17 protein-coding genes and 1 pseudogene are annotated in these 23,802 nt (G+C 72.9%); 11 read left to right on the top strand and 7 right to left on the bottom strand.

Annotation, left to right across the window (positions count from 1 at the left end; genetic code table 11):
• Positions 1-32 precede the first annotated feature (32 nt).
• Positions 33-401 (bottom strand): hypothetical protein, encoded by a 369-nt coding sequence (locus Aru02nite_RS22820; protein WP_203660993.1) that lies wholly within the window; start codon positions 399-401, stop codon positions 33-35.
• A gap of 231 nt (positions 402-632) precedes the next feature.
• On the opposite strand from Aru02nite_RS22820, the pseudogene Aru02nite_RS22825 reads away from it, so the two are divergent.
• The 8 genes and pseudogenes from Aru02nite_RS22825 to lepB all read left to right on the top strand — a co-directional run.
• Positions 633-878 (top strand): annotated as a pseudogene (locus Aru02nite_RS22825) (DUF3263 domain-containing protein); the annotation flags it as partial.
• A 121-nt stretch (positions 879-999) separates the two neighbouring features.
• Positions 1,000-2,424, top strand: coding sequence for a glycoside hydrolase family 3 N-terminal domain-containing protein (locus tag Aru02nite_RS22830; protein WP_203660997.1), 1,425 nt, complete (start codon positions 1,000-1,002; stop codon positions 2,422-2,424).
• A 28-nt stretch (positions 2,425-2,452) separates the two neighbouring features.
• The gene (locus Aru02nite_RS22835; protein ID WP_203660999.1) at positions 2,453-4,267 is read left to right on the top strand and encodes an ABC transporter substrate-binding protein; all 1,815 of its coding nucleotides are present in this window, start codon (positions 2,453-2,455) and stop codon (positions 4,265-4,267) included.
• 9 nt (positions 4,268-4,276) lie between these two features.
• Complete coding sequence (locus Aru02nite_RS22840) at positions 4,277-5,278, top strand: ABC transporter permease (protein ID WP_239076880.1); 1,002 nt, start codon at positions 4,277-4,279, stop codon at positions 5,276-5,278.
• Positions 5,279-5,354: 76 nt separating this feature from the next.
• Entirely contained in the window at positions 5,355-6,257 is a 903-nt protein-coding gene (locus tag Aru02nite_RS22845; protein ID WP_203661001.1) for an ABC transporter permease, read from the top strand.
• Positions 6,257-7,285: an ABC transporter ATP-binding protein gene (locus tag Aru02nite_RS22850; RefSeq protein WP_203661003.1), complete on the top strand. Its 1,029-nt coding sequence runs from the start codon at positions 6,257-6,259 to the stop codon at positions 7,283-7,285. The genes Aru02nite_RS22845 and Aru02nite_RS22850 overlap by 1 nt, the downstream gene beginning before the upstream one ends.
• Positions 7,282-8,292 (top strand): ABC transporter ATP-binding protein, encoded by a 1,011-nt coding sequence (locus Aru02nite_RS22855; RefSeq protein ID WP_239076881.1) that lies wholly within the window; start codon positions 7,282-7,284, stop codon positions 8,290-8,292. Before Aru02nite_RS22850 ends, Aru02nite_RS22855 begins: the two co-directional genes overlap by 4 nt.
• Positions 8,293-8,411: 119 nt before the next feature.
• The gene (gene lepB, locus Aru02nite_RS22860; protein ID WP_203661180.1) at positions 8,412-9,014 is read left to right on the top strand and encodes a signal peptidase I; all 603 of its coding nucleotides are present in this window, start codon (positions 8,412-8,414) and stop codon (positions 9,012-9,014) included.
• 27 nt (positions 9,015-9,041) lie between these two features.
• Here the strand turns inward: lepB and Aru02nite_RS37615 are convergent, their stop codons facing one another.
• The 6 genes from Aru02nite_RS37615 to Aru02nite_RS22890 form a co-directional block, all read right to left on the bottom strand.
• Positions 9,042-9,197, bottom strand: a complete 156-nt coding sequence (locus Aru02nite_RS37615) for a DUF397 domain-containing protein (RefSeq protein WP_203661007.1) — start codon at positions 9,195-9,197, stop codon at positions 9,042-9,044.
• Entirely contained in the window at positions 9,181-9,459 is a 279-nt protein-coding gene (locus Aru02nite_RS22870) for a type II toxin-antitoxin system RelE family toxin (protein WP_203661009.1), read from the bottom strand. Before Aru02nite_RS22870 ends, Aru02nite_RS37615 begins: the two co-directional genes overlap by 17 nt.
• Positions 9,460-9,513: 54 nt before the next feature.
• Positions 9,514-11,772 (bottom strand): AAA family ATPase, encoded by a 2,259-nt coding sequence (locus Aru02nite_RS22875; protein WP_203661011.1) that lies wholly within the window; start codon positions 11,770-11,772, stop codon positions 9,514-9,516.
• A gap of 87 nt (positions 11,773-11,859) precedes the next feature.
• Positions 11,860-12,519 (bottom strand): hypothetical protein, encoded by a 660-nt coding sequence (locus Aru02nite_RS22880; RefSeq protein WP_239076882.1) that lies wholly within the window; start codon positions 12,517-12,519, stop codon positions 11,860-11,862.
• Positions 12,520-12,535: 16 nt separating this feature from the next.
• Positions 12,536-15,178: an FHA domain-containing protein gene (locus Aru02nite_RS22885; protein WP_203661013.1), complete on the bottom strand. Its 2,643-nt coding sequence runs from the start codon at positions 15,176-15,178 to the stop codon at positions 12,536-12,538.
• Complete coding sequence (locus Aru02nite_RS22890; protein WP_203661015.1) at positions 15,175-17,043, bottom strand: serine/threonine protein kinase; 1,869 nt, start codon at positions 17,041-17,043, stop codon at positions 15,175-15,177. Before Aru02nite_RS22890 ends, Aru02nite_RS22885 begins: the two co-directional genes overlap by 4 nt.
• Positions 17,044-17,171: 128 nt before the next feature.
• Here Aru02nite_RS22890 and Aru02nite_RS37285 point away from each other — a divergent pair, with 128 nt between their 5' ends.
• The 3 genes from Aru02nite_RS37285 (at position 17,172) to Aru02nite_RS22905 (ending at position 23,790) form a co-directional block, all read left to right on the top strand.
• Complete coding sequence (locus tag Aru02nite_RS37285) at positions 17,172-20,165, top strand: AfsR/SARP family transcriptional regulator (protein ID WP_203661017.1); 2,994 nt, start codon at positions 17,172-17,174, stop codon at positions 20,163-20,165.
• Positions 20,166-20,254: 89 nt separating this feature from the next.
• The gene (locus tag Aru02nite_RS22900; RefSeq protein WP_203661019.1) at positions 20,255-22,909 is read left to right on the top strand and encodes an alpha/beta fold hydrolase; all 2,655 of its coding nucleotides are present in this window, start codon (positions 20,255-20,257) and stop codon (positions 22,907-22,909) included.
• Positions 22,906-23,790 carry an ABC transporter permease gene (locus tag Aru02nite_RS22905; RefSeq protein WP_203661021.1) on the top strand — a complete coding sequence of 295 codons (885 nt, stop codon included), beginning with the start codon at positions 22,906-22,908 and terminating at the stop codon, positions 23,788-23,790. Before Aru02nite_RS22900 ends, Aru02nite_RS22905 begins: the two co-directional genes overlap by 4 nt.
• The last annotated feature ends 12 nt before the right edge of the window (positions 23,791-23,802 follow it).

Below are 23,802 nucleotides of genomic sequence, written 5' to 3' on the forward strand. Positions count from 1 at the left end.
GCGGGCCGACCGGGGCCGGCCCGCACGGTGGCTCACATGCCCGGGATGCTCATCGAGGTGCCGCAGGCGCTGCCGAGCTTCTGCGCGTCGCTGGACATCGACGAGGTGTCGGGGGCGCTGGTGCCGCCCATCGAGTCGGCGAGCGAGTCGAGGTCGTCGGCGAACGCGTTGGCCGCGGACTTGACGTCGCCGTCGGCGCCCTTGGCGTCGTCGCGGATCTTGCCGGCCAGGTCCTTGATCCCCTTGCCCGGGTCGTCGGTGCCGGCGCTCGACGAGTAGGACTTCAGGTCGTTCTGGATGCTCTTGCAGGCGTCCTTGTTGGCGCTGCTGCAACCGGAGACGAGGCCGATCGCGGCGACCGCGGCGAGGGCGACGACGCCACGCGTGACCGTCTGGCGCACGGAGGGTTTCCTTTCCTGGGGGATTCACGGTGATCTTGCGTTGGCCGAGGGTAGATCAGCTGATCAAGCAGGGCAGACGTTGACGAGTGCGCGAAACTGCGGCACTATGAACACGCATACGCAAGCCCGTACGGCGAGGCGGCCCCCTCGTCGTGCGGGCTGTTTTTGTGTCGTGGTTTCGGCGGCGCTGTCCGCCCGCATGGTTGAATGCGAGGGATGGACACCTCGGAGCCCGATGGCGGGTTGAGCGGCCGCGACCGCAGGATGCTCGACTTCGAGCGCCAGTGGTGGCGGTACGCGGGCGCCAAGGAGCAGGCCATCCGCGACCTGTTCGGCATGACCGCCACGCACTACTACCAGGTGCTCAACGCGCTGCTGGACTCGCCGGCCGCGCTCGCCGCCGATCCGGTGACGGTGCGCCGGCTCCGCCGTCTCCGCGACGCCCGGCAGCGGCCGCGGCCGGCGCGCCCGGCCTGACCGCTTCGTACCCGGGGCGGGGCCGGTGGAGCGGTTCGGCGACGTCCGGGCAACAAGAAATTTATTTTCTTGTGAGCATTGATCAAGGGACAAAGCTTACGGCGGATGCAAGGATCTCTGCGTGACCAGCGCCGTGGACCGCTGCCTGCTCGTCGGCATGCCGGGGTACGAGTTGTCGCCGGCCCTGCGGGCGTGGCTCGCCGAGGGGCTCGGCGGTGTCGTGCTGTTCGCCGGCAACATCGCCGACCGGGACCAGCTCGGTGCGCTCGTCGCGGACATCCGCACCGCCGGTGACGACCCGCTCGTCGCGCTCGACGAGGAGGGCGGCGACGTCACCCGGCTGTACGCGACGACAGGCGCTCCGTACCCGGGGAACCTGGCGCTCGGCGCGGTCGACGACGTGGCGCTCACCCGGCGGGTCGGTGCGGCCATCGGCGCCGAACTGGCCGCCCTCGGCGTCAACCTCAACCTGGCCCCGGTCGCCGATGTCAACACCAACCCCGACAACCCGATCATCGGTACGCGGTCGTTCGGTGCGGACCCGGAGCGGGTCGCCGCGCACGTCGTGGCGTACCTGACGGGGGTGCAGTCGACGGGGGTGGCCGCGTGCGCGAAGCACTTCCCGGGGCACGGGGACACCGCGCTGGACTCGCACCTGGCGCTGCCCACGGTGACCGGTGACCTGACGCCACACCTCGTACCGTTCCGCGCGGCTGTCGAGGCGGGCGTCCGGTCGGTACTCACCGCGCACGTCGCGTACCCCGGGTACTGCGAGGGGCCGGCGACGCTGAGCCGGGCCGTACTGACCGGGCTGCTGCGCGACGAACTCGGCTTCACCGGCGCCGTGGTGACCGACTCGATGACGATGAACGCCATCGCGGACGGGGTGGGCGTCGCCGAGGGCGCGGCGCGCGCGGTGGCCGCCGGCGCCGACCTGGTGTGCCTGACCGGGACGTACGAGCTGCAGCGGCAGGTACGCCAGCGGCTCGCGGAGACCGCCGACCCGGGCCGGCTGGCGGGGGCCGCCGCCCGGGTACGCGCGCTCGCCGCCCCCGTACCCGTCGGCGAGCCGGTACCACCGGCCGGTGACACCGAACTGGCCGCCGCGGCGCGTGGCGCGCTGCGGCCGGACCCCGGCATCGGGCCGCTCGACGGCCCGCCGTACGTGCTCGAACTCAGCCCACCACGGCAGGGCATCGAGCTGACCGCCGGCAGCCTGCTGGCGCTGCTGGGCGCGCGCGACCCGCGCGTCACCGGCACCCGGCTGACCGCCGACCCGGCGGACCGGGGCGACGACGACCTGGCCGGTGCGCTGGCCGCGGCCGGCGGGAGACCGCTGGTCGTGGTGGTACGGGACGCGCACCGCGCACCCGGCCAGCGCGCCCGGCTCGCGACCGTACTCGGCGCCCGCCCGGACGCCGTGGTCGTCGGTACCGGAACCAGCGCCGACGCCGGTCTGGCGCCCGGCAGATACCTCGGGACCCGGGGTGGCGCCCGGGTCAACCTCGACGCGGCGGCCGACCTGCTCGTCGGCGCGCACCGCTAGTCAGCCCGTACCCCCCAGGAGAATGCGCATGAGGAAACCTGTCGTCGCCGTACTCACGGCGGCCGGCACGCTCGCCACGGTGCTCGCCGCGGCCGGCTGTACCGACTCCAGTTCCGCCGACGGCGGTGTGTTCACCACGATCGACGGCAACCACCCGATCAACGTGAACGCGCCGATCAACCCGTACAACCAGGCGAGCAACACGTTCGTCGGGTACAACACGATGCAGCTCGGGTGGGCGAAGAACTCGAAGACCGACCCGAACGCGTTCTACCCCGGCCTGGCGAAGAGCTGGACCGAGACGCCGGACCACCTGAAGCTGACGGTGAAGCTCCAGCCGAAGGCGAAGTGGTCGGACGGCAAGGACGTCACCGCCGAGGACGTGAAGACCTCCGCGGCGATGTCGTTCACCCAGGGCGGCGGCGCGTTCGCGGTGTCGCCGGGTGCGGCGGGCGGGCTCGGTGACATCAAGGTCGTCGACTCGAAGACGATCGAGTTCGACCAGGCGGCCGGGTCGGCGAACAACAGCTTCCTGCGCAACATCCTCAGCATGAACGTGATCCCGAAGTCCGTGTACGGGCCGCAGATGCCCGCGGACATCTGGGACACGATCAAGACCGCGACCGACCCGAAGGCCGCCAAGGCCGACCAGACGAAGGCGCAGAACACGATCACGTCGCTGGGCAAGAAGCTCGTCGACTTCGGCCCGAAGAAGGACGTGTCGGCCGGCCCGTTCGTACTCCAGCGGGTGAACCCGGGCGAGGCCGTACTGAAGAAGAACACGTACTTCTTCGACGCCGACAAGATCGGCCCGAAGCAGGTCGTGCTGAAGAACTACTCGGGCAACGAGCAGATCTGGAACTACCTGATCGCCGGTCAGCTCGACGCCGCGCCGTACACGTCGACGCCGACGAACGTGGTCAAGAAGATCGTGGGCCACAAGGGGAACGGGACCGTCAAGGGCTTCAGCCCGGTGGCCGCGTCGCTGGCGTTCAACCAGTCGTACAAGCCGCTCGACAACGTGCACGTGCGGCGGGCGCTGGCGTACCTGATCGACCGGAAGCTGACCACGAAGATCGGTGAGGCGGAGAGCGGCACCGCGTCGCAGACCACCACCGGCCTGGTCGGCGACGCCGCGAACGCGTGGCTCGGCGCCGACGGCGTCAACAAGCTCAACCCGTACGCGCACGACACGGCGAAGGCGGAGAAGGAGCTGAAGACGGCCGGGCTGACGAAGTCCGGGAAGACCTGGATGTACAAGGGCAAGCCGTTCACGCTGAACATCCAGGCGCCGACCGGCTTCTCGGACTGGATCGCCGGTTCGAAGTCCATCTCCAGCCAGCTCACCGACTTCGGCATCGCGTCCTCGGTCAAGACCTCGGCGGACTACGCCACGTACCTGAGCGAGATCGCGGAGGGCAAGTACCAGGTGGGCTTCTGGCTGACCGCGCTCGGCCCGTCCACGTACAACGCCTACGCCCGGCTGTACGGCCCGTCGAACGGCTGGACCCAGTTCGGTGCGCAGGTGAAGCACTCGGCGGCCGGCAAGGACGGCAACTGGATGGGCGGCACCGAGACGGCGAACGTGCCGGGCCTCGGCACCGTCAACCCCGGTGACCTGACCAACCAGCTCAGCCAGGCCGACGAGGCCAAGCAGAAGGAGCTGGTGGGCAAGCTGGCGCGGTACAGCAACGACCAGCTGCCGGCCATCCAGATCTGGGACTACGTGAACGTCCAGTTCACGAACACGACCCGGTTCACCAACTTCCCGAAGGACGACTCCGACGTGCTGCGGCTCTCGCCCGGCGTGTGGATGCAGCTCGGGTACATCAAGAAGAAGTAAGGGAACCTGGTGCTCAAGTTCCTCAGGCGGCTCGCGGGCCACGTGGTCCGCGGGCTCGTCATGATCTGGATCGTCACCACCTTCACCTTCGTCCTGGTCCGTCTCATGCCCGGCGACCCGGTGCAGACGCAGTACGAGACGCTGCTGTCGAAGGGCATGTCGCCGGACCAGGCGAAGGCGCAGGTGGCCGTCACGTACGGGTTCGTGCCGCACGGCTCGTTCTGGTCGCAGTACGGCCACTACCTGTGGCAGCTGCTGCACTTCGACCTGGGCCGGTCCGTACGGGCGCAGGGCGTGAGCGTGACGACCGAGGTGCTGTCCACGGCGAAGTGGACCATCGGCCTGGTACTCGCGGGCACCCTGCTGAGCTTCCTGTTCGGCGTGGTGCTGGGTGTGGTCGCGGCGATGCGCCGCAACAGTCACCTGGGCAACGGGCTGTCCATCGTGGGCAGCCTGCTGCACGGCGTCCCGCAGTACGTGATGGCGCTGATCCTGGTGACGTTCCTGACCGTGAAGTTCAAGCTGTTCTCCACCGGGCCGGTGGACGGGCTGCTCGAACCCGGCTTCAACGGGCCGTACATCGCGTCGATCGTCGCGCACGCGGTACTGCCGGCGGTGGCGTTCGCGCTGTCGTCGTTCGGCGGGTACCTGCTGTCGATGAAGTCGAGCGTGGTGTCGGTGCTGGGTGACGACTTCATCCTGGCGTCGGAGCTGCGCGGCATCAGACCCTCGATCATCTTCCGGTACGTCGCGCGCAACGCGATCCTGCCGTTGTTCACCGTACTGGCGCTGTCGCTGGGCTTCATGGTCGGCGGCGCGGTCTTCATCGAGAACGCGTTCAACTATCCGGGCATGGGCGCGATGCTGGTCGCCAGCATCGGCCAGCGGGACTACTCGGAGATGTCCGGCGCGTTCCTGCTCATCACCATGGCGGTCATCATCGCGAACATCTGCGCCGACATGCTCTACACGGTCATCGACCCCCGGGTACGCCGAGGGGAGGGCGCATGAGTGAGCGTGAGCGAGCGAATCATGAGTGTTGCGCGTTTGTGCCTCATGGCGGCTCGGAGCGAAGCGAGGAGCCGGCATGAGCACGACGGTTGAGGTGCCCGTCGCGAACCCGGTGGTGCCGGCGCGGCGGACGAGGTTCCTGGCGAACCTGTGGAAGGTGTTGCGCCGCAAGCCTTCCCGGATGGTCGGCGCGTTCATCGTCGCGCTGTTCGTGGCGCTGGGGATCATCGGCCCGTGGCTGTACCCGGAGAACCTGCCGAAGTCGGCGGACCTGCTGGCGGGGCCGAGCCTGTCGCACCTGCTCGGTACCGACTTCGAGGGCGCGGACGTGCTCGCCGAACTCATCGTCGGCAGCCGGTACGTGCTGACTGCCGCGGCCGTCGCCGCGCTGGTCACGGTCGTCGTCGGGGTGGCCGTCGGCCTGTACGCCGGCTACCGCCGCGGCCGTCCCGACTCGGCGCTCATGCGGATCACCGACTTCGTCCTGACCATCCCGGGTTTCCCGCTCCTGCTGGTACTCACCACGGTGTGGAAGTTCGAGTCGGCGCTGCAGATGGGTCTGGTACTCGGGCTCACCGGCTGGGGCGGCCTGGCCCGCTCGGTACGGTCGCAGACGCTGTCGTTGCGGGAACGTGGCTTCGTGGAGGCCGCCCGCGGTCTCGGCCTGTCCACGCCGCACGTGGTGACGCGCGAGCTGCTGCCGAACATCGCGCCGTACGTGGCGATGAACCTGCTGATCGGCGTCACCACGTTCATCTACTCGCAGGTCGGTCTCTTCTACCTCGGCGTCCTGCCGTACAACTCGACGAACTGGGGCGTGATGATCCAGCTCGCCGTCAACAACGGCGTGACCCAGACGGGCGCTGGCCTCAGCTACCTGATGGCGCCGCTCATCGCGATCCTGCTGCTGACCCTGGGGGTCGTGCTGCTGGTGGACGCGATGGACGAGGTGTTCAACCCACGGCTGCGGGAGGACTGATGACGGCCGCCACCGAACCGTCCACAGTGGACGGCGCCAGCACCGGTCCGGGCGTACGCATCAGCGACCTGACCGTGGCGTACCGGACGCCGGCGGGTGAGCTGCCCGCGGTGTCCGGCATCAACCTGGAACTCGCGCCGGGCTCGATCACCGGCCTCGTCGGCGAGTCCGGCTCGGGCAAGTCGACGATGGCGCTGGCCATGCTCAACGCCGTACAGCAGCCGGGCCGGATCACCGGCGGGGTCATCGAGATCGACGGTCTGGGCGACGTACTCTCGTTGTCCCCCAAGCAGATCCGGGCGGCCCGCGGCGGTTCGATCGGCTACGTGTTCCAGGCCGCGCAGAACTCGCTCAACCCGCTGAAGACCGTCGGCAAGCAGCTGCTCGACCTCGGCCGCTCGCACGGCGTCGAGGACAAGCGCGCCCTGGTACGCCAGGCGAAGGAGCTGCTGTCCCGGATGGGGCTGTCCGGCGAGCGGGTGCTCGACTCGTACCAGCACGAGCTGTCCGGCGGGATGCGGCAGCGCGTCGGCATCATGCTCGCCCTGGTACTCAACGCGCACGTGCTCGTCCTCGACGAGCCGACGACCGCGCTGGACATGATCTCGCAGGCGAACATCCTGTCCATCATCAAGGATGTACACGCCGAGCACGGGCTGACCACGCTCGTCGTCACGCACGACATCGGCGTCGTCGCCGAGGTCGCCGACCGCGTCGCCGTCATGTACGGCGGGCGGTTGGTGGAACAGGGCCCCACGGTCGACGTGCTGCGCGCGCCGAGCCACCCGTACACGCGGGGGCTGATCACCGCGATCCCGCGGCTGACCGGCGACCCGGACGTGGCGCAGCCGCTGCCGGGACGCCCGCCGACGCTGGGCACGATCCCCCGGCAGGGCTGCGTGTTCCGGGAGCGCTGCGCCGTGTACGCGGCGGGTGCGCGCGAGGACTGCGAGACCGTCGACCCGCCCGCGTACGACATCGGCGCCGAGCGGCTCGTGGCATGTCATGTGGTGGAGGAGGAACGGTGAGCGGCGACATCGAGGGCGTCGGGATCGTCAAGACGTACAAGGCGCGCGGTGACGTACTCGCCGGCCAGACCGTGCACGCGCTGCGCGGCGTCGACTTCCGCATCCCGGCCGGCGGCGCCGCGTCGTTCATCGGCGAGTCCGGGTGCGGCAAGACGACACTCGGCCGCATCCTCGCCGGCCTGGAGACGTACGACTCGGGTCGGCTGAGCGTCGACGGCGTGGACCTGTCCGGGCTGCGGCCGAAGAAGCGCGAGCCGTACTTCCGGCGGATCCAGATGATCCACCAGGACCCGTACTCGGCGCTCAACCCGACGCGCACCGTCGACGCGATCCTGACCGACCCGCTCACCCTGCGCGCCAAGCAGACCGGGCGGCCCAAGTCGTGGATCGCCGAACGCCAGCGCGAAGTACTGTCGCTCGTCGGCCTCGAACCCGACTACGTACTCCCGCGCTACCCGCACCAGCTGTCCGGCGGCATGCGGCAGCGCGTCGTCATCGCCCGCGCGCTGACCGTCGACCCGGACGCGCTCGTCGCCGACGAGGCCGTGTCGATGATCGACGTATCGCTCCGGCTCGGCATCCTCAAGCTGCTCCGCGAACTGCGCGAGACCGTCGGCGTGAGCGTCCTGTTCATCACGCACGACGTGGCGACCGCCCGGTACATCGGCGCCGACGGCGAGCTGTACGTCATCTACCGCGGCGAGATCGTCGAGCACGGGCCCACCGAGACCGTCATCGCCGACCCGGTCCACCCGTACACGCAGTGCCTGCTCTCGGCGATCCCCGTACTGCACGGCCTGGAGCGGCCCGGCCCCGACCGGCTCACCCCGACCGAACCGCTCGCGGACAGCCAGTCCGACGACGGGTGCCTGTTCGCGGCGCGCTGCCCGTTCGCCACCGACCGGTGCCGTACCGAGCGGCCGCAACTCGGACACGAGGGTGGTACCGAACAGGAACACTCCTGTTTCCACCCGGCCCGGCGTCACGTCGTCGCGGTCTCGGCGTGACCGCCCACCGACTCCCAGACAACTCCCAGCCGGTCGGCGGGGGACACGGTCGGTCGCTGCCGTATTCTCCCAGCGTGTCCAAGCCTCAGTCGAAGCGCCGCGGTGGCTGGCTGCGCGAGATGGTCATCCTGGTCGTCGTCGCGGTGCTGGTGGCGGTGGTGGTCCGCACCTTCGTGGCGGCGTCGTTCTACATCCCGTCCGGTTCGATGGAGCACACGCTCGACATCAACGACCGGGTCCTGGTGTACAAGCTCGGATACGACTTCCACGCGCCCGAGCGCGGCGACGTCGTCGTGTTCAAGGCGCCCAAGCAGTGGGCGGCCGAAACCGGCGACGGCGGTGACTGGATCAAGCGGGTCATCGCCGTCGGCGGCGACAAGGTCGCCTACGACGACGCCATCGGCCGCATCACCGTCAACGGCAAGGCACTCACCGAGCCGTACATCTACCGCAGCGCCAGCGGGGTGCAGGACCCGCCCAGCGAGGCGCCGTTCCAGGTGACCGTGCCCAAGGGGCGGCTCTGGCTGATGGGCGACCACCGCTCCAACTCCAGCGACTCCCGCGAGCACTACCTGCAGAGCCACAACATCAGCCTGTCCACCGTGCCGGTGTCGTCCGTCGTCGGACGCGCCTTCGCCACGTACTGGCCGCTCGGGCGCATGACCTGGCTGTCCAAGCCCACCACGTACGACAGCATCCCGGACGCGCGCGCCGCCAACTGACGCGCGCTTCCGTTCAGCACGGCGTGTTCAGCTGAGCGTGTCCGTGGTGGTGCTGCGGACGAACGCGACGAAGGCTGCCGGGGACACCACGAGGCCAGGCCCGTCCGGATCCTTCGAGTCGCGTACGGCCCTCGTTGAGTTCCGCGGAGCTCGCGTGCGGTGCGGGTCAGCGATGGTAGGCATCGCGTCGATGGTCGATGTCGAGAACGGTCACGCTACGAGTCTCGTCATCCACCCGGCAGATGATCCGGTAGGTACCACGCCGCGCGCTGAAACGACCCGTCAGTGGCGCCATGAGTCGCTTGCCGACGCGGTAGGGCTCGCTGACCAGAGGGCCCGTGATGAACTTGTACGCCGCGCTGGCCACCGGCTCCGGTAGCCGCTCCGCCAGGGCGCGACGAGCGGTCGGCGAGGTGCGCAGCGTGTACGGCTCGGGCGATGTCACCGCTTCTTCGTCCGGGTCCCAGCGTCACGCTGGCCGCTCACCGGCGCCGGCGGGTCACGTGGGCTGGTGCTTGTCGGCGTACGCGGCGAGCCAGGCGACCTGGTCGGGGTCGAGCGAGGGACGTACCCGGGCGAGGGCGGTGCGGACGTTGGTGGCGGTGACCTCGGTGGCGGTGAGGGACTCGCGCATGGCGGAGAGCGCGGCCTCGCGGACGAGGGCGGCGCAGTCGGCGGACGAGAACCCGTCGAGGTCGTCGGCGAAGGAGGCCAGGTCGACGTCGGCGGCGAGCGGTACGCGACGGGCCGCGGACGTGAGGATCGCCTTGCGTGCGGCGGAATCCGGCGGCGGCACGTAGACGAGGCGTTCGAGCCGGCCGGGGCGCAGCAGCGCGGGGTCGACCAGGTCGGGGCGGTTGGTGGCGCCGACCACGACGACGTTGCGGAGCGACTCGACGCCGTCGAGTTCGGTGAGCAGGGAAGCGACGACCCGGTCGGTGGTACCGCCGTCGGTGGCCTGGCCGCGTACCGGCGCGAGGGCGTCGATCTCGTCGAGGAAGACGAGGCTGGGCGCGGCGTCCCGGGCGCGGCGGAACAGTTCGCGGACGGCGCGCTCGGAGTCGCCGACCCACTTGCTGAGCAGTTCGGCGCCCTTGACGGAGAACACGTTGGCGCGGCCCTCGCCGGCGATCGCCTTGACCAGGAACGTCTTCCCGCATCCGGGCGGCCCGTACAGCAGGACGCCGCGCGGCGGGTCGATGCCGAGCCGGTCGAACGTGTCCGGGTACGTGAGCGGCCACAGCACGCTCTCCGTGAGTACCTGCTTGACGTCGGCCATGTCGCCGACGTCGTCGAGCGAGACCCGGGCGATGTCGACACCCGACTCGGTCATCGTGGTCGGCCGTACGACGTCGAGGGCGGTGGCGAAGTCGGCGGCGGCGATGGCCGGATCGGCGTCGGTGTCGGCGTTGCGGTGCCGGACCGCGGCACGTACGCCGGCCTCCCGGACGAGGGCGAGCAGGTCCGCGGCCACGAACCCGGGAGTACGGTCGACGACGTCGTCGAGCCGCACGTCCTCGGCGAGCCGTACGTCCCGGGTCAGGACGGCGAGCAGCTCGCGACGACCGGCGGCGTCCGGCAACGGTACGGCGATCTCGTGGGCCAGCAGGTCGGGTCCGCGCAGCGCCGGGTCGACGTCCTCCGGGCGGCTGCTGGTGCACACCACGGCGATCCCGGCGTCCAGCGCGGTCCGTACCACCCGGGTGAGCACAGTGGACAGTGGGCCCGGGGATCCCTTGGGCGCCAACGCTTCCACGTCGGACACCAGCAGCACCGCGGGACGCTGCGCGCGGGCCACCGCGTCGGTCAACCGGGCCGCGGCCGGATCGTTCGCCAGCGCGGCGACCTCCGGCGCCCACACCGTGACCACCCGCGCCGACACCTCGTGCGCCACCGCGTGCACCAGCGTCGACTTGCCCGACCCGGCCGGCCCCGTCACCAGTACGCCGAGAGAGGCGTCGGTGCCCAGCCGCGCCAGGATCTCGCCGTGGTGGAAGCCCAGGTCGAGCAGCTCGGTCAGCTCCTGTGCCTGCGCGCGCAGCCCGGCCAGGTCCGCGACACCGACCGCGGTCTCCTCCTCGGCGTCCACCGCCGCCTGGTGTACCGGGGCGGGCGTGGCGCTGGAGTGCGTCGCCGGGCCCCCGTCCCAGCGGACCACGGTGTCCATCGTGACCACCACCGGTACCACCGCGTCGCGGCCGGCGCCCGGGTCGGCCGGCGTCGCGTCGGTGACGGTGAGCAGCAGCGACACCCAGCCCATGCCGAGGCTGTTGGACAGGCTGCGCTTCGTCACCTCCGCCGGCGGCGCGCCACCGGCCGCGACCAGCCGGCCGCGGGTCGCCGTCGGCGGCGCCACGTCCTGCGGCAGCAGCGACACGTTGTCCCCGGCCGTGACGACCTTGCCGAGCAGCGCCAACCGCAACATCTCCGGCGACACGACCGCGACCGTCTGCGCCTCCCCGGCGACCGTCACCGTACGCGCGGCGGTGACCGGGGCGGACGCCACCGACACCTCCGCGCCGTCCCGGATACCGAGGTTGCCGAGCGTCAGATCGTCCGCGTACAGCAGGGCGCGGCTCGCGCCGGCCTCGGCCGCCAGCGCCACCCCGGCCGAGGTACGCCGACCGGTCAACAGCACCGGGGCGCCGGGCCGCAGCCCGAGCGCTTCGAGTACCTCCGGGTGGAGGCGGACGATGCCGCGCCGCCCGTCCAGCGCGGCGGATCGCAGACTCGCGGTCAGCGTCAGGGAACTGCTCACCCGACCGAGCCTATCCGCGCGCCACGCGGGACCGTCCACCGCCGAACGGTCCGGGGAGCGGTGGGCGATTTGCCGGGCGTACCAAGGTCAGGCCGGGGGGAGCGCCCTCGGGTCCGGATCGGCGGGCGGCAACTGCTCCGGCGCCCGGTACGCCTGGGCGATCGTCTGCGCCAGCGGCGCGAGGATCGGCAACTGGAGCCCGCGCTGCCCGTACACGATGCGGGCGATGCACACCGCGAACCACGGGGCCGCCGGGCCGTGCATCATGATCGGGTTGCCCACCTCGTACCGGAGGATGAACAGCCACTGGGACAGGTCGCCGTGGAACTCGACGACGCCCTCGTGCCAGAAGTTCAGCCAGCGGCCGCCGTAGTCGCACATCAGCCGCCGGTCGGTGAGCAGGGTGCGCACGTTCGCGTGGTCCCGCCACTGCGCCGCGGCCTGCGCGTGCGCGCGGTTGCGGGCGTGCGCGTTGGCCGCCGCGTTCACCGCCATGCCGGCCGCCACGAAAGCCGCCGAACCGAGCAGGAACGTGCTGTTCTGCTGGTACGTGACGGACGTGCCGTAGTAGCGCGCGTACCCGAGCACCCCGTCCGTGTACGGCACCTCGTTGGGGTTCAGGCGGACCGGGCCCGGCGGCAGCTCGGGCAGCTCGCCGCCGCGGGCAAGATGCTCGAACAGGTGGCAGGCGCTCGCCCAGCCCTCCCGCAGGGCCTCCTGCAGTCCGTCGTCGTTCCGGCGGGCCACGACCCCTCCTCGGTGTTCAGCGACCGGGCTCGTGCCGGCGCAGTGCGACGCGGGTGGCGACCAGCAGTACGAGCCCCTGCGCCGCGAGGACGCCGGCCGCCCACAGCCAGGCGCCGGAACGATGGTCCCACAGCGCGTCGTGCGGTGCGTCGAGCATGATCGCGCGCAGGTCCACCGTGGCCGCGGCCGCCGCGTACCCCCAGCGGGAGGGGGCGAGCCAGGACGCCTGCTCGATGCCGGTCCGGCCGACCACCGCGAACAGCCCGCCGCACAGCACGAGCTGCGCCATCACCAGGCCGACGAGTACCGGCATGGTCTGCTCGCCGGTCGCCACGTACGCCGAGACGAGCAGGCCCGTCACCGTCGCCACCAGCGCCGTCAGCCAGACCACGGCGATCAGCTCCAGCATCGGCCGGCCCAGCACCAGCGCCTCCGCCGGCCCCGGCCGGCCCAGCAGCCCGAGCAGCACGAACACCGTCGCCTGCACCGCGTTGATCAGGCCGAACACCAGCATCTTCGACCCCAGGTACGCCCCGGGCGACAGCCCGACCGCGCGCTCCCGCCGGTAGATCGCGCGCTCCCGGACCAGCTCCCGGATGCCGCCCGCGAGCCCGAAGAAGATCGCGCCCACGGTCAGCACCACCAGCAGCTGCGCCGCCTCCGCGCTACGGCCGAGCGGACCGTCCGGCTTCGACAGCCCGTCGTTGCCCGGGATCACGTGCAGCAGCAGGGCCAGCCCGAGCGGCAGCCCGAGCAGGAGCGCCGCGTACATCCGGTCGGCGAGGGTCACCGCGAGCATCCGCCGGGTCAGCACGGCGAGCTGCCGCAGCCGCGGCTGCTTCGGCGGTACGGCCGAGGGCCCGGCGGGTGCGGCGGCACCGGCGGGACGGGCCGGCGCGCGGTGCCCGACCCGGGCCCGGTGCCGCGCCGCCCAGGTCGCTGGATCCTCCGCCACCCGCTGGAACACGTCCGCGTACTCGTCGGCCCCGAAGTACGGGAGGAGGTCGGCCGGGGGGCCGAAGAACGTGACGACGCCGCCGCGGCCGAGCACGAGTACGCGGTCGCAGGCGGCCAGGTGCAGCGGGCTGTGCGTGACGACCACGACGGTGCGGCCCTTGTCGGCGAGGCCGCGCAGCGTCGTCATCACGTCCCGGTCCAGCGCCGGGTCCAGGCCCGACGTCGGCTCGTCCAGGAACAGCAGGGACGGCTCGGTCAGCAGCTCCAACGCCACCGACGTGCGCTTGCGCTGCCCGCCGGACAGCGTGTCGATCCGCTGGTCGGCCTGCGCGGTCAGGCCGAGCTGCGCGATCACCTCGTCGATCCGGCGGTCCCGCTCCTCGGCTGTCACGTCGGTCGCGAACCGCAGCCGCGCCGCGTACCGCAGGGCGCGCCGCACGGTGAGCTGCGCGTGCAGGATGTCGTCCTGCGGTACCAGACCGATCCGGTGCCGCAGCTCGTCGTAGTCCGCGTACAGGTCGCGCCCGTCGTACGTGACGGTGCCCTGCTGCGCGGGACGGTAGCCGGTGAGCGCGCCCAGCAGCGTCGACTTCCCGGCACCGCTCGGCCCGACCACCGCGAGCAGACCACACTCCGGTACGTCGAAGGCCACGTCGTCGAGCAGCCGCCGCCCGCCCTTCACCGTGACGGTGAGTCCGTTGGCGGACAACGAAACCCGCCCCGTGTCGACGTACTCGACCAGCCGGCTGCCGTCCACCACCAGCCGGTGCCGCCCGAACGACAGCACGTCGCCGTCGGCCAGCGCGACCGACGACACCCGGCGCCCGTCGACGAAACTGCCGTTCCGGGTACTCAGGTCGACCAGCCGCAACCCCTCCGGCGTACGCAACAGGTGCGCGTGCCGCCGCGACACCTGCAGGTCGTCCAGCACGATGTCGTTGTCCGGGGCGCGGCCGATCCGCAACCGCTCCGCCACCCGGTACGTCGCGGACGGCACCCCCGACCCCACGAACGGCACCGGCACGCTGCCCGGCGTCACCATCGTCTCCAGCTGCGGCGCACCCGCCGGTACCGGACCCGCGGTCGGTGCCGGCGCCGCCGCCGGAGCCGGAAAACCGCCCAGTACGGCCCCGTCCGCGTCCCCGGGTGCCGCCGCCGGCGCTGGTGGTGCCGGTGGCGCGGCGACCGGAGGTGGCGCAGCGGGCGCTGGCGGTGGCTCGGGGGTGACCGCCGGACCCGCCGGGGCCGCGGCGGGTGGAGCTGCCGTTGTCGCCCGGGGTGGGGTGGGCCGGGCTGCCGGCGGAGCGGCGTTCGGCGGCGCCGCTGCCTGCGCTTCCCGGGGCGCCCCGGCCGTCGGTACGGCAGGCGGCAGCTCCGGGAGCGCGACCGCGGTGTCCGGGCGGAGGTCGAGGGCGGGGCCGTCGGCGGCGCCGAGCCGTACGGTGACCGGACCGGTGACGTCCAGCCCCGTCACCCGGCCGTCCAGGTACGTGCCGTTGCGGGTGCCGAGGTCACGCAGCCGCCAGTGCCCCCCGTGGTACGCGATCTCGACGTGCTCGCGGGAGACCCGGGAGTCGGCGACGACGATGCGGCACAGCGGGTCGCGGCCGACCCGCAGCACACCCTCCGCCGGCGCGATCCGGTACTCCCCGGCCGGCGTGCGGACCAGCAGGTCCGGTCCGGCCGGCCCGGTGGGCCTCACTTCTTCGGGCCCGGGAGGCGCTTGGCGCAGCGGGCCGCGAGCTCCGGTGCCTGCGTCTGGTAGTCGGACGCGCTGCCCGCCTCGACCGCGATCTCCAGGACCGCCTGGCCGCGCCGGACGAACACCAGCGCCGTACGCCCGATGCCGTCCTCCTGCCAGATCCCGAACGACTCGTCGCCGATCTTCGCGATGGACAGGTCGTGCCAGGAGTCGCAGGAGTGGGCGACCTTCCTGGCCGCGGCCATGAACGTCTTCGCCTCGCCCGCGTAGAAGCCGGCGACCGCCGAGTCGACGTGCGGGTAGCCCCGGTCGGAGGTGACCATGTTGCCGGTGGTGCCGGAGGAGCCGATCGCCCCACCGTCCACCGAGTCGCAGAGCGACAGATCGGTCAGGCCGCCGTGCAGGGAACTGGTGCCGCCGTCGGAGATGGAGTCCTTGCCGGTGTGGAACACGGCCATCATGTCGGCGTCGGTGAGCAGCGCCCGCCTGAGGTCGGCGATCGGCGGCGGTGTCTGCTTCCGGTCGTACGACGGGCTGGCGGACGTCCCGCTGCCCGTACCCCCGCTGCCGCTGCCGTTGCCGACGATGCCCTTCGCCCAGTTGTTCGCGCCGAGGCAGCACGCGACCAGGCTCAGCGCCAGTACGACGCCGACCCCACCGAGGACGAACGGCCACTTCTTGCGCTTCTTCTTCTGCTGCTCGCCGGAGCCGGGCGGCTCCGACGAGGCGCCGGACGTGGCGAGGAAACCGCCGGCGACCGGCGACAGCTGCGGCCCGCCGGACGACGGCGCGGCCGGCCCACCCATCGGAGTACCGGTGAACGGCGGCACCGGCCCGCGCGCGCCCGGCGGTACCGGCCCGCGCGGCCCCGGCGCCCCCGGGAACGGTCCGCCCGGGAACGGCCCGCCCGGGAACGGCGCACCGGGGAACGGTCCGGCCGGCGGACCGCTCGTCGGCGGTACGGGAGCCGCCGGGCGCGCGCCGCCGACGGTCGTCTCGGGCGGCGCGGTCGACAGCGCGCGTACCCAGTCCGCACCGCTCGCCGGGCGGGCGTCCGGGGTCGCGGCGAGCATCGCGACGATCCCGCGTACTTCCCGGTCCCGGCCCGGTCCGAGCGCCTCGGCGAGCTTGCGCGCCATGCCCTCCGTGTCGCCCGGTACGGGCAGCTCGCCGGTGCAGGCGTAGTAGACCGTGGCACCCAGCGCGTACCGGTCGGTGGCGGGGGTGTACTCGCCGCGCGCCAGCGACTCCGGCGCCATGAACGGCGCGGTACCGAAGATCCGGGAGGTGGCCTCGGTGCTGCGCATCCGGACCAGCCCGAAGTCGACCAGGTAGACCCGGCCGTCCGCGGCGAGCAGCACGTTGGCCGGCTTGATGTCGCGGTGGATGACGGGCGCGCCACCGGTGTCCCGGCCGGTGTGCAGGTAGTCGACCGCCTCGGCGATCGGCAGCAGCGGGCCGAGCACGTCGAGCCCGCGCACCTCACCCGAGGTCAGCGCCTCCTGGAGGCTGCGCCCCTCGATCCACTTCATCACGATGTACAGCCGGCGGCCGGCGCCGGCGTCGGTCTGCCCGGCGGCGTGCGGCGGCGCGCCGACGAACACCTCCCGCACCTTCACCAGCGCCGGGTGCTCGACGTGCGTGGCGAGCGCCGCCTGCAACCGCAGCGCCTCCAGCGAGGCGTCGGTGTCGACGGGACCGTCGAGGTGGATGAGCTTCACCGCGTACGCGAAGGTCTCCTGGCCGTGCCGCTCGACCGCACGCCACACCTCGCCCTCGCCACCGGCGGCGCGGCGCTCCACCATCTCGTACCGGTCGGGGGCGTCGGACGGCCCGACGTACTGGATATCCGGGTCCTGCGGCACCTGCTCACCGTTTCGTCACGTGCGGGCGGGGGGATCAACGGGGAAAGATATCCGACGCGCGCACGTCGGCCGGGGATGCGATGAGCGATTTGTTAGCAGACGTGCGCCGCTCCTGTATGAAGGTACGCGTGGAATTCGGGCTGCTGGGGCCGGTGGAGGCGCGAGCCGGAGGGGCGCGACTGCCCAGCGGCAGCGCACGCGAGCGGTTCGTCCTGGCCACGCTGCTGCTCAACGCGGGCCGGTTGACCCCGGTCGAGTCGCTTCTCACGCCGCTGTGGCCGACGCCGCCGGCGTCCGCGAAGGCGCAGCTGCACAACCTGGTGAGCAGCCTGCGCCGGAGGTTCCGGTCCTACGACGCGGACCTGATCGAGACCCGCCCCACCGGGTACGCGCTGCGGCTCGCCGGGCACGGGCTGGACCTGGCGGAGTTCCGGCAGTTGACGGGGCGGGGGCGGCGGGCGGCGGCCCGCGGTGACCATCCGGCGGCGGCGAGCCTGCTGGACCAGGCGCTCGGGTTGTGGCGCGGCCCGGCGCTGGCCGACGTCGGCGACGACCTGGTCGGTGAGGCGCGCGCGACGCTGCACGCGGAGCGGCTCGCGGCGCTGACCGCCCGGCTCGACGCGGCGCTCGCGCTCGGCGAGCACGACCGGGTACTGCACGAGCTGGAGCCGCTGCTCGCCGAGCACCCGTACGACGAGGAGCTGTACGCGCGCCAGATGCGGGCGTACGCGGCGGCCGGGCGGCGCGCCGACGCGCTGGCGGTCTACCGCCGGGCGTACCGGAGGTTCGTGGACGAGCTGGGCGTGGAGCCCGGGGCGCGGCTGCGCGACATCGAGCGTCAGGTGCTGCTCGGCGCGCCGGAGCCGGCCGCGACCGGGCCGGGCGTGCCGCGGCAGTTGCCGCAGGCGGTGCGGTTGACCGGGCGGCGAGCGCTGCTCGACCGGATCGGCGCCGACCTGCGTGGCGGCACCGGCGCGAGCTGCCCGGTGGTACTCCTGGTCGGGCCCGGCGGCGTCGGCAAGAGCGCGCTGGCGCTCGCCGCCGGGCACCGCGCCGCCGACACGTTCACCGACGGCCAGCTGTACGTGGACCTGCGCGGCAGCCAGCGCAGTCCGCTGGATCCGCACGCCGTGCTGGGCCGGTTCCTGCGGGCCCTCGGCGTACCGGGGGCGGAGGTGCCGGCGGACCCGGAGGAGCGGGCCGCGGCGTACCGGAGCCGGGTGGCCGGGGGCCGCACGCTGGTGGTGCTGGACGACGCGGTCGACGAGCGGCAGGTGCGGCCCCTGCTGCCGGGGGCGGGCGCGGTGCTGGTGACGTCGCGGCGGCCGCTGGGCGGTCTGGTGGGCGCCGCGCGCTACGTGCCGTCCGCGCTGGACGACGACGCTGCGGTCCGGCTGCTCGCCGGGATCGCCGGGGCGGAGCGGGTGGCCGCCGAGCCGTCCGCCGCCGCCGACATCGTCGGGTACTGCGGGGGTCTGCCGCTCGCCGTCTGCGTGGCCGCCGCCCGGCTGGCGATCAGTCCACAGTGGACACTTGCGGACTTCCGTACCCGGTTGGCGACGGAGCGCGGGCGGCTCGACGAGCTGGCCGTCGGCGACCTCGACGTCCGCGCCAGCATCGGCCTGTCGTACGACGGGCTCGCGGCGCCGGCGCGGCTGCTGCTGCGGCGGCTGGGCGCGTTCGGGCTGGCGGAGTGGCCGCAGTGGCTCGCGGTGGCGCTGTCCGGCGGTGCGTCGGCGCCGCTCGACCTGCTGACCGAGGTGCACCTGGTCGAGCCGGTCGGCCGGGACGCGGCCGGCCAGCACCGGTACCGCCTGCACGATCTCGTCGCGGAGTACGCGGCGGAGCGGGCCGCCGACGACGAGCCGCTGTGGACCGACGACACCGTGCCCGACGCGTACGCCGCGGCGTTGAGGGACTGGCTCGGGCTCGCCAGCGTGGCCGACGAGCTGCTGAAACACGGTCGCCGGGCGGCGCACGGGCTGGCCGCGCCGGAGCCGCCCGCGGCCGCCGGCCCGGTCGCCCGGGAACGGCCGAACGAGTGGTTCGACGCCGAGTGGGGCAACCTGGTCGCCGCCGTCGACCACGCGTGCCGGCTGCGCCGCGCCGACCTCGCCGTCCCGCTCGCGCTGCGGCTCGCCGGCTACCTGACTCTCCGGGCGTACGACGTGGAGCGCGAGCGGGTGCTGACCGCCGCGGCCGACTGCGCCCGCGACACCGCCGACGACCGCATGCTGATGCGGGTACTCGCGGCGCTGTTCTCGGCGTCCGCGCAGCTCGGCCGGCACGCCAGCCTGGGGACGATCGTCGCGGAGGAGGTCGACGTGGCGCGCCGGCTCGGCGACCGGCACGCCGAGCTGGACGCGCTGTACCACGCGACGTACGTGGCGAAGGTGACCGGGCGGCTCGCCGAGGCCGCGGCGCGCGCCGACGAGGGGCTGGCACTGTTGCGCGACGGCGACCCGGCCGTCACCCACCTGCTCGACATGTACCAGAACATCCGCGGCGACCTGTACGTGGAGACCGGTGATCCGGCCGCCGGGGTGCCGCTGCTCGCCGAGGTGGTCGAGCGCAAGCGCGCCGAGGGGCGCACCCGGCAGGCGGTGCTCGGGTTGCACAGCTACGGCACCGCGCTGCGCGCCGCGGGCCGGATCGGCGAGGCGGAGCGGGTGCTCACCGAGGCGTGGGACATCTCCCGGGAGATCTCCGACGCCCTCGGCATGGCGTACCTGGGGTTCAGCCTGGGGCTGGTGGACGTGGCGCGGCGGGACTGGGCGGCCGCGCGGGAACGCCTCACCACCAACCTGGCGGACCTGGAGCGGATCGGTCATCCGGCCGGCATCGCCGAGGCCCTGCGCGGGCTGGGTGACGCGGCGCTCGGCGCGGGTGACCCGGCGGGCGCGTTGGCTCCGCTGCGGCGTTCCCTGGAGGTCTGGCGTACGACGGACACGCCGGTCGACGTGGCGCGCACGCTCGCCCGGCTGGACATCGCGGCGACCCGGGTCGGCGACGCGCCGGGCGCCGCCGCGTACCGGGCGGAGTGGCGGGCCGTCCTCGCCGACCTGGGTCTGTCGGAGCGCTGCCTCCTGCTGCCCTACCTGCCGCCCGATCCGACCGGCTGACCTGCCGTTCCGTCGGGCCGCCGCGGCGCCGGACCCGGGCGTGCGCGGCTCTCAGCAAATCCGAGCCCTGCCCCACGTACGGTGGCGGAATGCTGCGTGTGCTGCCCCGCCGACGCCGGGACCAGGTGGTGGCGGCGGTCGTCGTCCTGTTGCTCGCCGCCGGGCTGGGCGTCTGGTTCGCGGTCCGGGCGCCGGCCGGCTACCGGGTCGAGAACCGCGTCATCACGGTACGAACCGGGCCGCACCGGGACCGGCCCGTCCCGCTCGACACCACGCTGTACGTCCCGGACACCACCCCGGCGCCCGCGGTCCTGCTCGCCCACGGCTTCGGCGGTACGAAGGCGAGCGTCGCGTCGGACGCGAAGGACCTCGCCGGCCGCGGGTACGTGGTGCTGACGTGGACGGCGGAGGGGTTCGGGCGGTCGGGTGGGCAGATCCACCTGAACAGTCCGGACTGGGAGGTCACCGACGCGAGCCGGCTGGTCGACTGGCTGGGCCACCGCCCGGAGGTACGCCGGGACGGGGCGGACGATCCGCGGGTCGCCGCCGTCGGCGGGTCGTACGGCGGGGCGCTGGCGTTGCTGCTCGCCGCGCAGGACCGGCGGGTGGACGCGATCGTCCCGCAGATCACCTGGAACGACCTGGGCCGCGCGCTGTTCCCGGAGTCCAGCGGCGCGCCCGCCACCGACGGCGTACTGAAGCGTGCGTGGTTGGGGGCGCTGTTCGCCGACGGCCTCGGCGGCAGCGGTACGGCGGCGCGTGCGGTGCCCGGCTGCGGGCGGTTCGCCGCGGACGTGTGCGCGATGTACCGGCAGGTGGCGGCGAGCGGGCGGGCGACGCCGGCGGCGCTCGCGCTGCTGCGCCGGTCGAGTCCGGCGCCGGTACTGTCCCGGATCCACGCGCCGACGCTGCTGGTGCAGGGCCTCGCGGACACGCTGTTCCCGTTGTCCGAGGCGGACGCGAACGCGCGGGGCATCACGCACGCGCCGGTACAGGTGGCGTGGTTCTCCGGCGGCCACGACGGCGGGACCGGGTCGGCCGCGGACCACGACCGGGTCCGGTTCCTGACCGCGCAGTGGCTCGACCACTACCTGCGGGGCGGTGCGGCGCCCGCCGACGCGTTCACGTACAGCCGGATCATCGGCTACGACCGGTACGACGCGACGGTGCGCACCACCGCGTTCAGCGTCCGCGGCGGGTACCCGGGGCTGACCGCGGCGGGTACGACGGTGCCGCTGTCCGGTCCGCCGCAACGGATCGCGAACCCGCCGGACGGTACGCCGGCCGCGGTGTCCACGCTGCCGGGCGCCGGTTTCGCGGGGGTGTCGCCGGCGACGGAGGTGCCGGGGCAGGCCGCGGGGTTCCAGTCCGGCACGCTGGACCGGCCGGTCGACCTGTCCGGCGCGCCCCGGGTACGGGTCACCGCACCGGTCGGCGCCGTCCTCTTCGCCAAGCTGTACGACGTGGGTCCGGACGGCCGGCAGACGCTCGTCGGTGGTCAGGCCGCGCCGTTCCGGGTCGCGCGGGCCGGGCCGACGACGGTGACGCTGCCCGGCATGGTGTACCGGTTCCAGTCGGGGCACCGGATCCGGCTCGTCGTCGACACCGCCGACCAGGCGTACGCGGGGCCGCGCGAGCCGGCGACGTACACGGTGGCGGTGGTGTCGGGGCTGACGGTGCCGGCCGTCGCGGGCACGCCGCTCACCGACCCCGCCGGCATCTGGTACTGGGTGCTTCTCGTGGCCACCGTCGTCGTCGTACTGGCGGTGGTGGCGGCGCTGCTCACCGCCCGGGTACGCCGGCGCCGGCGGCAGCGCGCCGTGGTGGCCGAGCACGCGGACACGCCGCTGGTCGTGGCGGGCCTGCGCAAGACGTACAAGGACGGGTTCGTGGCGGTGCGCGGCACCGACTTCACCGTCCACAGAGGACAGGTGGTGGGCCTGCTCGGGCCGAACGGCGCGGGCAAGACCACGTCGCTGCGGATGCTGCTCGGGCTGATCCGGCCGACCGCCGGGGAGATCCTCGTGTTCGGGCACCGCGTCACGGCGGGCGCGCCGGTGCTGTCCCGGATCGGTTCGCTGGTCGAGGGTCCGGGCTTCCTGCCGCACCTGACCGGCCTCGACAACCTCCGCCTGTACTGGCGCGCCACCGGCCGCCCCGCCGACACCGCCGGCCTCGACGAGGTACTCGACATCGCCGACCTGGGCGACGCCGTGCACCGCCCGGTGCGTACGTACAGCCACGGCATGAAGCAGCGGCTCGCCATCGCGCAGGCCATGCTCGGCCTGCCCGAGCTGCTCGTCCTCGACGAGCCGACGGACGGGCTCGATCCGCCCCAGATCGCCGAGATGCGCCGGGTACTCCAGCGGTACGCCACCGACGGCCGGTCCGTCCTCGTCTCCAGCCACCTGCTCGCCGAGGTCGAGCAGACCTGTACGCACGTGGTCGTGATGCGGCGCGGCGAGCTGGTCGCGTCCGGTCCGGTCGCCGACATCATCGGCGACTCCCCCTCCGTACTGGTCAGCGTGTCCGATGTGGACACCGCGGAACCGTTGCTGCGCAAGCTGTCCGGGATCTCCTCGGTCGCCCGCGCCGACGGCGGCTTCGTCGTCGAGCTGGCCGACCTGCCCCGCCGGGACCTGGTCTCGGCGCTCGTGTCGGCCGGTGTCGGCGTGGACCGCGTGGTCCCGCGGCGCCGGCTGGAGGACGCGTTCCTCGCCCTGCTCGAACGAGGTGAGTCATGACCGCCACCCCCGCCGTCGAGTCCACTGTGGACGGTTCGGCGACCGGCTACCGGGCCGCCGCCACGCTGCGCGTCGGTACCGAGATCCGCCGCCAGCTCACCCGCCGCCGCACCCAGCTCGTCCTCGGCTTCCTGGTACTGCTGCCGGTGATCCTGTTCCTGGCGTTCCGCTTCGGCTCCGACGGCAACGACACGTCCACCCAGGACCAGAGCGGCGGCTTCGTCACCATGGCGAAGTCCGGCGCGGCCAACTTCACCGTCTTCACCCTGTTCGTGTCCGCGTCGTTCCTGCTCGTCGTGGTCGTCGCGCTGTTCTGCGGCGACACCGTCGCGAGCGAGGCCAGCTGGGGTTCCCTGCGGTACCTGCTCGCGGTGCCCGTCCCGCGGTCCCGCCTGCTCGGCGTCAAACTCCTCGTCGGCCTCCTGTACTCCGCCGTCGCCCTCGTGCTGCTCACCGGCGTGGCGATGCTCGTCGGTACCGCCGCGTTCGGGTGGCATCCGCTGCGCACCATGACCGGCGACAGCATCCCCGCCGACGCCGCCGTACTCCGGATCGCCGGTGTGGTCGGCTATCTGGCCGTCACCCTGCTCGTCGCCGCGGGCCTCGCGTTCCTGCTCTCGGTGTGCACCGACGCCGCCCTCGGTGCCGTCGGCGGCGCCGTCCTGCTCTTCATCGTCTCCAGCATCCTCGACCAGGTCACCGCGCTCGGCAGCCTCCGCGCCCTGCTCCCCACCCACTACCAGACCGCGTACACCGACCTGCTCACCGAACCCGTGCAATGGGACCAGATGGCCCGCGGCGCCCTCTCCGCCCTGCTGTACGCCGCGGTCTTCCTCTCCCTTGCCTGGTACCGCTTCCTCCGCAAGGACGTGACCTCCTGAGCTACCCTCCGG

The sequence above is a fragment of the Actinocatenispora rupis genome, from assembly GCF_016861975.1.
Taxonomy (GTDB): Bacteria; Actinomycetota; Actinomycetes; order Mycobacteriales; family Micromonosporaceae; genus Actinocatenispora; species Actinocatenispora rupis.

Excerpts from the sequence above, each read along its gene's own strand:
- Aru02nite_RS22835 (WP_203660999.1), top strand. The coding sequence starts at position 2,453 with ATGAGGAAACCTGTCGTCGCCGTACTCACGGCGGCCGGCACGCTCGCC.
- Aru02nite_RS22845 (WP_203661001.1), top strand. The coding sequence starts at position 5,355 with ATGAGCACGACGGTTGAGGTGCCCGTCGCGAACCCGGTGGTGCCGGCG.
- Aru02nite_RS22850 (WP_203661003.1), top strand. The coding sequence starts at position 6,257 with ATGACGGCCGCCACCGAACCGTCCACAGTGGACGGCGCCAGCACCGGT.
- lepB (WP_203661180.1), top strand. The coding sequence starts at position 8,412 with ATGGTCATCCTGGTCGTCGTCGCGGTGCTGGTGGCGGTGGTGGTCCGC.
- Aru02nite_RS37615 (WP_203661007.1), bottom strand. The coding sequence starts at position 9,197 with ATGCCTACCATCGCTGACCCGCACCGCACGCGAGCTCCGCGGAACTCA.
- Aru02nite_RS22900 (WP_203661019.1), top strand. The coding sequence starts at position 20,255 with ATGCTGCGTGTGCTGCCCCGCCGACGCCGGGACCAGGTGGTGGCGGCG.
- Aru02nite_RS22905 (WP_203661021.1), top strand. The coding sequence starts at position 22,906 with ATGACCGCCACCCCCGCCGTCGAGTCCACTGTGGACGGTTCGGCGACC.